The organism is Intestinibacter sp., from assembly GCF_034113885.1.
Lineage (GTDB): Bacteria > Bacillota > Clostridia > Peptostreptococcales > Peptostreptococcaceae > Intestinibacter.
In genome coordinates this window covers 1-10,402 of the sequence record NZ_JAXEWM010000081.1, presented here as the reverse complement: position 1 = coordinate 10,402, position 10,402 = coordinate 1, and the positions used below count along the sequence as shown (strand labels likewise).

The following is a 10,402-nucleotide window of genomic DNA, read 5'->3' as shown; positions in this document are numbered from 1 at the left end:
CAGAAATAATCGCTGGATCCTCTCCATTAGCTAAAACTAAATCAACACCTGCTTTATTAGCCTTCTTAGCTGCAGCTAATTTAGTCGCCATACCGCCAGTTCCTAAGCTTGAACCAGCGCCACCTGCACAGGCTTCTATTTCTTCAGTAATCTCGTCAATTTGTTTTATTAATTGTGCATCTTCATTTTCCTTTGGATTTTTATCGTAAAAACCGTCTATATCAGATAATATAATCAATACATCTGCATTTATAAGTACAGAAACTATAGCTGATAAGTTGTCATTATCACCAAATTTCGCTATATTTTCTAGCTCATCTATTGAAACTGTGTCATTTTCATTTACTATAGGGATTATCCCCTTGTTTAATAAAAGTTCAAAAGTATTACATACATTTTCTTTGATATGTTCGTCTTCTATTACATCTCTAGTCAAAAGCACTTGACCTACTGTATGAGAATATTCTCCAAAAAACTTACTGTATATATGCATTAATTCACATTGTCCAATTGATGCTAATGCTTGTATTTCTCTAATATTTGTGGGCTTTTCTTTCAATTTCAATTTACCAACTCCAACACCTACTGCTCCAGATGTCACTAAAGTTACTTCTTTTCCTGAGTTTACTACATCAGATAAAACTCTTGTTAATTTCTCAATTCTGCCTAAGTTAATTTGTCCATTTTCGTAAGTTAAAGTCGATGTCCCTACCTTTACTACGATTCTTTTTGCATTTTTTACATTTTCTCGAAAGCCCATTTTTTAAATCTCCTTACTGTGTTTCTATTCATAATATATTTTTGAAAATATTAATATTTATTATAACACATATTTTATTATTATTTTTTAAATAATTGTTCATTATTAATTTTTTTAACTTATCTTTAACTTATAGTGTATAATATTTATATCAAAATATAATCGAGGAGATGGTAAAATGCTTAAGCAAGATTACTTACTTAGACAAATAGAAAGTTTGGCTATGTCACTATCAAAGCTTTTTTTCAATAAAGATATGGTAGTGTACGAAATTCCTGAAGAAAATGCTCAAAGCGAAACTGATATTTTATATAATAAATTGAATAAATTAGTTTCAGAAGGTAAAATCAACGAGGCCGAAAATTTATTGTTCGATGAGGTCGATAGAAGTAATATCGAGTATTTGAGAGTCGGCATTGATTTTTATACTAATTTAAATAGACTTGATGATAAGACTTTGGAGGCACATAATTACACTAGAGAGGAAATTGAACAGGGGCTTCACGACTTATCAGCTGAGTATGGTATAAATTTGAGTTAAATATTTAATCAAAAATCCTAGCCTTTAATCGCTAGGATTTTATAATTTACTGAGAAATTTGCATGATATTGTTATAAGTTTTTTTACTTATTCTCTTATATTTATACGCTTCTTCAACTTTTTCTTTAAAATAGCTTTCGTTTTTTATTATAAGTTTTAATATATCGCTATGATTTTGATTTGCTAGACCTCCTCTTTCATATCTATTTATAGTCATTTTCCCCCAATCAAGTATAGCCACTAACTCACTTTGAGATATTTCGTATTTTTCTCTAAATTCAATTATATCTTCTGGAGATATAATTCCTGACATATTTCTATATTTTTGATATAAGCTTTTTAAATTTTCATTTTCTAACTCTGATACATATATTCTCTCGCCACAATTATCACATACTGCGATATTTTGTTTTACATTTACCTTATATCCTCTATACTCATCTATTATCTCAGTTATTACTTTATAATTCACATTTTTATTACACATCGGACAAAACATAATATTAGCTCCTATAAACATATTTTTTAATTAATTTTACTATAAAATTTAATACTTTTTAGAAAAAATTTTTATTTTTTTATCCAAATTTTCAATACAACCTTCATTATATTTTATTAAATCAAAATCTACTTTTTTATCTAAACCTTTACTTTATTAAATCCTAACATTCAAATCATTTTACTTTATAAATTTTTCAAAATTTTTAAAATTATATTATTCTTCTAATAATATTTATATGTATAAAAAAACTATTTGACAAAATTTACCTCCTGCTATATCATCTATCTTACAAACAACAAATCAATAATCTGATGAAACTTTACAGAAGAGTTGTCAAATGACACACCGAAGGAGTAACGCTCTCAGGTACTTTATTAAAAGTGTGACTGTAATGTATAGGATACTCTGGAGAGACCTTATTTAGTTAAGGCGCCGAAGGGGCAAAGGCATTTAGCTCAATCTCTCAGGCAAAAGGACAGAGATGCACAGAAGTATTTATTTAATACTTCAATCTAAAATGTATACATTATCCTGTACTAAATCAAGTCGATTTAGTATTTTTTATTTTACGGATAATTTATACTAGCAATTATATTTTTCATATTTACCTTAAATTCATAAAAGATTATTTGATTTCGCAAAATATTTTACATTAAAAGGAGTGTTTTTTATGGATTTCTTACAATTACTTAATTCAATCGATGGTTTTATCTGGGGACCTCCCCTATTAGTTTTATTAGTAGGTACTGGTATCTACTTCACAGTAAGACTTGGACTTATACAAATAGTGAAGCTTCCAAAGGCTTTAAAATTAATATTCAAAGCTGAAAACAATGGTAGCGGTGATATATCAAGCTTCGGTGCTCTATGTACAGCTCTAGCTGCTACAATAGGTACTGGTAATATAGTAGGTGTTGCTACAGCTATAAAAGCTGGTGGACCTGGTGCATTATTCTGGATGTGGCTTGCTGCATTCTTCGGAATGGCTACAAAATATTCTGAAGGCTTACTTGCTATAAAATTTAGATCAAAAGATTCAAACGGACAAATTTCAGGTGGACCAATGTACTACATAGTAAATGGTATGGGACAAAAATGGAAACCTCTTGCAGTATTCTTTGCAGTAAGTGGTATATTAGTTGCCCTTTTAGGTATAGGTACATTTTCACAAGTAAACTCAATTACTGAAGCTGTAAATAGTTCATTCGGCATAAGTCCTAAAATAGTAGGTGTCGTACTTGCAGTATTAGTTGCATTAGTAGTATTCGGTGGACTTCAAAGTATATCAAATGTCGCAACTAAGGTAGTACCTTTTATGACAGTTGTTTATATAGCAATTTGTTTAACAATATTAGTTGTTTCTTATAATTTAATACCACAAACTTTTGCTCTAATATTAAAAAGTGCATTTACTGGTCAAGCCGCTGCTGGTGGTTTCTTAGGTGCAACAGTTGCTATGGCAATCAGAAATGGTATCGCTCGTGGTGTATTCTCAAATGAATCTGGTCTTGGTAGTGCTCCTATAGCTGCTGCAGCTGCAAAAACTGAATGGCCAGCAGAACAAGGTCTTATATCAATGACTGGTACTTTTATAGATAGTATAATAATTTGTACTTTAACAGGGGTTTCTCTAATAATAACTGGTGTTTGGCAAGGTGAGTTAAACGGTGCTGTAATGACTCAAGCAGCATTTGCAAGTGTTTTACCAACTGTTGGTCCACTATTTCTAACTGTAAGCCTTAGCTTATTTGCCTTCACAACTATACTTGGATGGAGCTACTACGGTGAAAGATGCTTCGAGTTCTTATTCGGTGCTAAGAAAATAAATATTTTCAGATGCTTATTTGTGGTAATGGTATTACTTGGCGCCTTCTTAAAACTAGAAATGGTATGGATTATAGCTGATATAGTCAACGGGCTTATGGCTATCCCTAACTTAATAGCTTTACTTGCTCTATCACCTGTAGTTATATCAGAAACAAAGCTTTATATGGATCACTTACAATCTTTAGATAAATCTCAAAATAAAAAAGTTAGCTAAAACTTTAGCTAGTAAATAAGGAGCTCAGATAGATTTCAAATTCATCTGGAGCTCCTTATTATTTTATAATTATTTATCTTTAGATAAACTAATCGGTGTATATTCATCCATTTCAACTGTTACTTTAAACAAATCTCCATCTATATCTATAGTCAAATTTCCACCTTGAAGGTTCACTAAATCTCTAGCTATAGCAAGACCTAATCCGCTTCCTTCAGTATTTCTCGATTCATCTGCTCTTTTAAATCTCTCCATTATTTCTTCTGGATCGAAGTTTAACTCGTATGAAGATATATTTTTCATAGTAGCTGTTATTTTTCCGTCTCGTTTTTCTAAATCTATATATACACGCGTATTCTCTAGTGAGTATTTACATATATTAGAAAGTAAATTTTCAAATACTCGATACATCCTTCTTCCATCTGCTAGTACAAATGTATCCTCTTCTGTTAAATTAACTCTAAGACTTAATTTTGCGTCCTCTAATTTATCTTCTAATTCACCAATACTTTGTCTTATTAATTGTTTTAAATCAAGCTTTACAAGTTCTAGCTCTATATTTCCTGTACTCGCCTTACTTGCTTCAAATAAATCCTCTATCAAGACCTTTAATCTCTTAGATTTTTTATCTAGAACATTTACATAGTCTTTTAAGTAGTCTGGACTTATATTTTCCTCCTTCTTAATAAGCTCGACATAATTTATTATAGAAGTAAGAGGCGTTTTCAAATCGTGAGAAACATTTGTTATAAGCTCACTTTTCATTCTCTCACTCTTTATTCTTCCTTCAATAGAATTTTCAAGCCCTTCACCTATATTATTTACATCATTTGCAAGCGATTTGAAATATAAATCGTCTTTTTCTTCTATTTTATAATCTACTTGACCTTCCTTTATCTTGTGAACGCCATCTATTATCTCGCTTAGATAAGACAGTCTTTTAACTAAATATATCAAGAATCCAAGCTGTATTCCAAGTGCTATTATTATTCCTAAAGGGCCAAAGAGCACAAAGAATAATTCAGCAATAACACAAATAACTGCTAGTGCTATAATTTTCTTTATTAAAGTAAATTTTTGACTAGTTTGAATTAATGCTCTAGCTTCTCTAAAAGCCTTCTTTGATTTTCTAAATATCCAACATATTATTTTAAAAATCCAGCTAGTTTTGAAGAAATCTCTCTTTCTTTCAAAATTAGAAATCTGTTTTATAAGTAAAATAAAGTAGAATAATAATATAAAAATAGGTATTATACACAATTGTTTGACCATTGTTCCATTATTTGTATCAGCCACAACAAAAATCATACTTATATCTGTAGCTAAAAAAGCTATAACTACTTCTAGAGGAATTTTGTTATAATAATGCCAAAACTCTCTTTTTGTCTTAGGAAGCTTAAAATTCATAATTATATATATTGCTAAAAATACAACTGCTAATACAAGCGCAGGCAATCCATATTTCTTACATATATCATATTGCTTTAATACATTCTGATATTGAATGTAGTCATAAGATAAATATCCACCTTTTGCCATATCTTTAGAAATTGAAATATAAGCACTTATATCGTCATTATTATCTACATCTTCATTCATATAGCTAAAATCATTTAGTGATTCATATTTGACATTATCGATTTTTCTGTCGACTAAATTCTCTTTATCAAACTCTGCTTGGTAGTATCCGTCTGCATTTTTCTTAAATTCGCTAATAGTTTTATAATTTGTATTTGTAAATACTTCTTTCGTCTTATTATTAATTGCATAATATTCTATATGATCTATATTTTTTAAATAGTCTTTTGAATTTTTTTTACTATATTTTATATATTCCCTTTGTGTCTCTTCATAGTCACCTTCTGAAGGATAATTGCTATAATTTTCTTCATCTGCAACGGCGTATTTTAAATCACTTAAAATTCCATTTACTACACTTCGGTCAAAATGCTTGCTTTTAAAATAATCTCTCTCTACCTTCATACTGTTTTCTTCAACAGATGAAGTCATATAATCTATATAATAAAAATTTACATCTACACAAAGACTCTCCATTAAAAATGAAAAATGAGTCCCTAAAAAAACAGATAACGATATTAAAAATCCAAGCAAAAATACATTTTTTAATTTTTTCATAGGATCACCTCTATAATTTCTCTATTTTATAACCGATCCCCCATACAACTTTTAAATATCTAGGCTCCTTAGGATTTATCTCAATTTTTTCCCTGATTCTCCTGATATGGACTGCTACTGTGTTTTCTACATTGAAGCTCTCTTCCTTCCATACCTTTTCGTAAATCTCATCTATTGAGAAAACTATTCCCTTATTTCTAAGGAGTAATTCCAATATTCTATACTCTATAGGGGTAACCTTTATTAAATTTCCATCTACCTTTACCTCCTTGGTAGATGTATTTAATTCTAATCCACCACTTCTAAGTACATCTTCTCTGACTTCATTGTTATAATTTCCTAGATTCATATATCTTCTTAAATTAGATTTAACCCTAGCTATTAGCTCTAACAAGTTAAACGGCTTTGTTATGTAATCATCGGCACCTATATTCAACCCTAAAATTTTGTCTGTGTCCTCACCCTTTGCAGATACTAAAATTATAGGTATGTTTTTTTCCTGTCTAATTTTTATAGTCGCCTTGATTCCATCTAGCTTAGGCATCATTATATCCATCAAAATCAGATGTATTTCCTCTGTTGTAAGTATATCCAAAGCCTCTATCCCATCGTATGCTTTAAATACCTTATAACCTTCATTTCTCAAGTATATCTCGATAGACTCAACTATCTCCTTATCATCATCAACTACTAGTATATTGTACATTTTAAAATATCCTTTCCCCTTGTAATTTATGTGCTATTGTTTTTTATAGCTATCTTCATAAAATAATTATACACGACTAAGCCTCCTTATCAAATTATACTTTCATAATACAAACTAAGTTTTACATACTACCTAATATAAATCTTAAATTTTTCTTACATTAATAAGGAGACTTTATCTGCATAAAAAAACTGAACCCTTGAAGTTCAGCTTTTTTATGTATTTTAAATATATTATTTTAATAGTTCAAAGTATCCGCTTGGATGGAAGAAATAAATGTTACCAGTTTCTTTATCAACTAAGTATGCCATATCTCCTTCACATTGTGGTAAGAAAACATAACCTTTGATTCCATTTTCTTTGATACATTCATATGTGTTTTCATCGCCCATATAATCGTAATCTAAAGATGGTTCGAAGTCTTTTACAAGTTGTAAAGCTTCTGCTTTTGTCAATTCTTTATCTTCATTTATTTCTTCTTTAACTGGTTGTTTTTGTTCAGTTTTATCTTTATTTTCTTTCACAGTTGTTTTTTCTTCTTTTTTAGCTTCTTTCTTTGTATTTGAATCTGCCTTTTGAGTTTCTTTAACTGCAGCTTGTTCTTCCTTAGCTGTAGTCTTTTCAGATTTTTGTTCTTCTTTAACAGCTTGTTTAGTAGCTTCTTTTTCTTTGACTACTTTATCTGTTTTTTCTTGTTTTTGCTCTGTAGTCTTAACTACCTCTTGTTCTGATTTTGTATCATTTAAATCATTTGCGTAAGATTCTCTTATAGGTCCAACCACCATTAAACCTACACATAATATTGATATAATACTTATAATAGCTTTTTTCATAATGTCTTCCTCCCATCCATATTATTTTGAATGAATTAATATTATTTCTTTATTTATACTATTATAGTACCACCTAATATTATGAATTTGTAGTTACACAAATGTTACTTCAGATTACAAATTAGTAACAATAATTACATGATTGTTACCTTTATTATAATATAGTAATTACAACCTATAGCTTTACATTTGTATATATTAAATAAATTTCTTTATCATATTTTCAATATTTTCTATTGTTACATCTCCATTAGATGTTTCATCTAAAACCTCACCTTTTTCATAAATTCTCACTACAGGTAGCCCCAATACCTTTTGTTTGATAGCTATTCTAGGTGCAGTTTTAGTATCTAGATTACAAAATTTCATATTTTTATCGTATTTCTTGGATAATTCCTCTACCTTTGGAAGTAGCTCTTTACATGGTTGACATGTTTCACTCCAAAATTCTACTACAACCCTTCCATCGTAATTTAGTACCTCTTGTTCAAATGTTTCTTTATTTACATTAATCATCGCCATATCCCCCAAATCAATTCTAATTTATATATTTTTCAGCATTCATAGCTGCAATAGCTCCATCACTTGAAGCAGTTATTATTTGTCTTAAATTTTTAGATCTACAATCACCCACAGCATAAACGCCATTTATATTTGTCTGCATATTTTGATCGGTTTTTATATAACCTTCTTCATCTAGGTCTAGTAATCCCTTGAATAAATCAGTCTGTGCAGTCAATCCTATAAATACAAATAACCCTATTATTTCTTCGTCTTCATCAGCCTTAAAGACGATCTTTTCATTTGATTCTAAATTTTCAATTTCAATCCCATTTAATAGGTCTTCACCTAATAGCTTTGTAATTTTTACATTTTTTATTATAGATATATTTTCTACTTTTTTGCACTTGTCTTCAATATATTTGCTACATTTTAATTCATCGTATTTACTCAAAATAGTCACATTTTTAGCAAATTTGGCTAGATACATACTTTCTTTTACTGCGCTATCTCCTCCACCAGCTACATAAACTTGAAGCTCTTCAAATAGATGCCCATCACAAATAGCACAGTATGATAACCCCTTGCCTAAAAATTCATCCTCTCTATCTACATCTAAGTTCCTATGCTTGCAACCAGTCGCTATTATTACAGTTTTAGTCTTATAAGTATTGTTTTTACACTTTATAGTTTTAATATCATCGTATAAATCAACCTCTAAAACCTCGTCTTTCACTAGCTCTGCTCCAAAATTTATGCATTGCTTTACCATTCTATCAGCCAATGATGCACCTGTATCATCGTCTAAAATTCCTGGATAATTTTCTATTGTTCCAGTATTTAATATTTGCCCACCAAAATGATTTTTTTCTATTATCAAAGTTTTTAATTTAGACATCGCTGAATATATTCCAGCACTCAATCCACCTGGACCTGAACCTATTATTATTACATCATAAATATTATTCACTACTCTGTCCTTTCAATAAACTATAAATATATAAATCCCACTAAAATTTTGTTGTTATATTTTTAATTTATCACATTTATCCAAAATATGAAATATATAGCATCTATCTTGTTATTTTTCTAGCAAGTGTAGCTGTCCATATACCTACCATTGTAACACCTAATATCATCTCAACACTCGATAAGATAATGCTCGTCCCAATTGGAATTATATCGCCATATCCAACTGTTGTAAATGTAACTAAGCTAAAGTACAAGGCTTCTAAAAAATCTACTAGTACTACCTTTTTTTCTAATATAAAAAACAACGGCAAATTGTAATTTATAAATCTTCCTCCAACACTTATTCCTGTAAACAAGTATATTATAGCAAATACAAGCACTATCTCAAATGAAGTAATCAAAGCATAAGTAGGCCTTTCTCCATACCCACATATCATCCAGAATATTTTAGATTTTAATTTAGAAAACCCACCTAATACCTTGTTCTCACTGCACTTGTACAAATAATGATATTCTCCTGAAATACTCAAAAGTCTATTGCTCTCAAATTGTGAAGCTATATTTTTATATATTTTATATATATTAGTATAATCTTTTTCGCTTTTATTAGGCATCATAATTTTATCAAAAAATGTATTTTCGTTTAATTTAGTCAAAAATTCATCGTCAAATTCGAGTTTTTTTATTGCGCTGTTTATAATCGCAAATGATTTCAAATCGCAATCTGAAAAGTATATGGCTTCGATTTCATCGCTATCAAATATACATTTTTTTAAATTCGAAAGTACAAAGTGCATACCTTTAATATTATTTCCTTGAAATACAGCTCGCTTTAAGTTAGCCTTATCAAAAGTACAATTTTCAAAGTCTGAATTATAAAAGTAAGTTATATTTTTATTCAAAGTATCAAAAAATTCACTTGATTTAAACTTAGTATTCAAAAATTTACAATCTAAAAACTCACATCCCAAAAACACGCAGTTTTCAAACTGCACATTTTTAAACACGCAATTTTTAAATATAACGTACTCAAATTTTATATTTTGAAAATACTTATATATAGCGGATGAGGTCATATCAAATAAACCAAATCCAACGTTGTAAAAAGTTTCAAATTTTAAATTATCGATATCTTCAAAGTCTAAAATTTCTTTTTCATCGTTTATTCCTTTATCACCCGAATTCTTAATTATTGTTTTTTTCTTCTTAATACCTTTATCATGCAAATGCTGTGCTTCTCCATTCTTAAACAAATCTAGCTCAAAATAATACTTATCCCTACTTTCCTCTATAGAAAATTTTAATATTTCCTCTATATTATTCCTCTTTTCATCGAAATTATACTCATACATTTTAATTTTTTCCCCTTTTTTTTATTTACTATATTTATTTTTTTCAAATATAAATTCC

General features: G+C 29.2%; 10 protein-coding genes and 1 riboswitch. Of the genes, 2 read left to right on the top strand and 8 right to left on the bottom strand.

The window, feature by feature from the left end; genetic code table 11:
- The coding region (gene proB, locus SPD90_RS04870) for a glutamate 5-kinase (RefSeq protein WP_320924483.1) at window positions 1-760 on the bottom strand (760 nt) is incomplete at its 3' end.
- A 178-nt stretch (window positions 761-938) separates the two neighbouring features.
- Here proB and SPD90_RS04865 point away from each other — a divergent pair.
- Window positions 939-1,301 carry a DUF6483 family protein gene (locus SPD90_RS04865; protein WP_320924482.1) on the top strand — a complete coding sequence of 121 codons (363 nt, stop codon included), beginning with the start codon at window positions 939-941 and terminating at the stop codon, window positions 1,299-1,301.
- A 46-nt stretch (window positions 1,302-1,347) separates the two neighbouring features.
- Here the strand turns inward: SPD90_RS04865 and SPD90_RS04860 are convergent, their stop codons facing one another.
- Complete coding sequence (locus tag SPD90_RS04860) at window positions 1,348-1,800, bottom strand: type II TA system antitoxin MqsA family protein (RefSeq protein WP_320924481.1); 453 nt, start codon at window positions 1,798-1,800, stop codon at window positions 1,348-1,350.
- Window positions 1,801-2,198: 398 nt separating this feature from the next.
- A riboswitch (glycine riboswitch) is annotated at window positions 2,199-2,292 on the top strand.
- A gap of 181 nt (window positions 2,293-2,473) precedes the next feature.
- Here SPD90_RS04860 and SPD90_RS04855 point away from each other — a divergent pair.
- Window positions 2,474-3,844, top strand: a complete 1,371-nt coding sequence (locus SPD90_RS04855; protein WP_320924480.1) for an alanine/glycine:cation symporter family protein — start codon at window positions 2,474-2,476, stop codon at window positions 3,842-3,844.
- A gap of 69 nt (window positions 3,845-3,913) precedes the next feature.
- Here SPD90_RS04855 and SPD90_RS04850 read toward each other — a convergent pair whose 3' ends face one another.
- The 6 genes from SPD90_RS04850 to SPD90_RS04825 form a co-directional block, all read right to left on the bottom strand.
- A complete protein-coding gene (locus tag SPD90_RS04850; RefSeq protein ID WP_320924479.1) occupies window positions 3,914-5,980 on the bottom strand; it encodes a sensor histidine kinase in 2,067 nt (688 codons plus the stop codon).
- 10 nt (window positions 5,981-5,990) lie between these two features.
- A complete protein-coding gene (locus SPD90_RS04845) occupies window positions 5,991-6,686 on the bottom strand; it encodes a response regulator transcription factor (protein WP_290691072.1) in 696 nt (231 codons plus the stop codon).
- 233 nt (window positions 6,687-6,919) lie between these two features.
- Entirely contained in the window at window positions 6,920-7,519 is a 600-nt protein-coding gene (locus SPD90_RS04840) for a hypothetical protein (RefSeq protein WP_320924478.1), read from the bottom strand.
- 198 nt (window positions 7,520-7,717) lie between these two features.
- Window positions 7,718-8,035 (bottom strand): thioredoxin TrxA, encoded by a 318-nt coding sequence (trxA, locus tag SPD90_RS04835; protein ID WP_320625112.1) that lies wholly within the window; start codon window positions 8,033-8,035, stop codon window positions 7,718-7,720.
- Window positions 8,036-8,057: 22 nt separating this feature from the next.
- The gene (gene trxB / locus SPD90_RS04830; RefSeq protein WP_320924477.1) at window positions 8,058-8,990 is read right to left on the bottom strand and encodes a thioredoxin-disulfide reductase; all 933 of its coding nucleotides are present in this window, start codon (window positions 8,988-8,990) and stop codon (window positions 8,058-8,060) included.
- 103 nt (window positions 8,991-9,093) lie between these two features.
- Window positions 9,094-10,344, bottom strand: coding sequence for an ion channel (locus tag SPD90_RS04825; protein WP_320924476.1), 1,251 nt, complete (start codon window positions 10,342-10,344; stop codon window positions 9,094-9,096).
- Window positions 10,345-10,402 lie beyond the last annotated feature (58 nt).

Bases quoted from the DNA above. Each gene is read 5' to 3' on its own strand.
- SPD90_RS04865 (WP_320924482.1), top strand. From the start codon at position 939: ATGCTTAAGCAAGATTACTTACTTAGACAAATAGAAAGTTTGGCTATG.
- SPD90_RS04860 (WP_320924481.1), bottom strand. From the start codon at position 1,800: ATGTTTTGTCCGATGTGTAATAAAAATGTGAATTATAAAGTAATAACT.
- SPD90_RS04855 (WP_320924480.1), top strand. From the start codon at position 2,474: ATGGATTTCTTACAATTACTTAATTCAATCGATGGTTTTATCTGGGGA.
- SPD90_RS04850 (WP_320924479.1), bottom strand. From the start codon at position 5,980: ATGAAAAAATTAAAAAATGTATTTTTGCTTGGATTTTTAATATCGTTA.
- SPD90_RS04845 (WP_290691072.1), bottom strand. From the start codon at position 6,686: ATGTACAATATACTAGTAGTTGATGATGATAAGGAGATAGTTGAGTCT.
- SPD90_RS04840 (WP_320924478.1), bottom strand. From the start codon at position 7,519: ATGAAAAAAGCTATTATAAGTATTATATCAATATTATGTGTAGGTTTA.
- trxA (WP_320625112.1), bottom strand. From the start codon at position 8,035: ATGATTAATGTAAATAAAGAAACATTTGAACAAGAGGTACTAAATTAC.
- SPD90_RS04825 (WP_320924476.1), bottom strand. From the start codon at position 10,344: ATGTATGAGTATAATTTCGATGAAAAGAGGAATAATATAGAGGAAATA.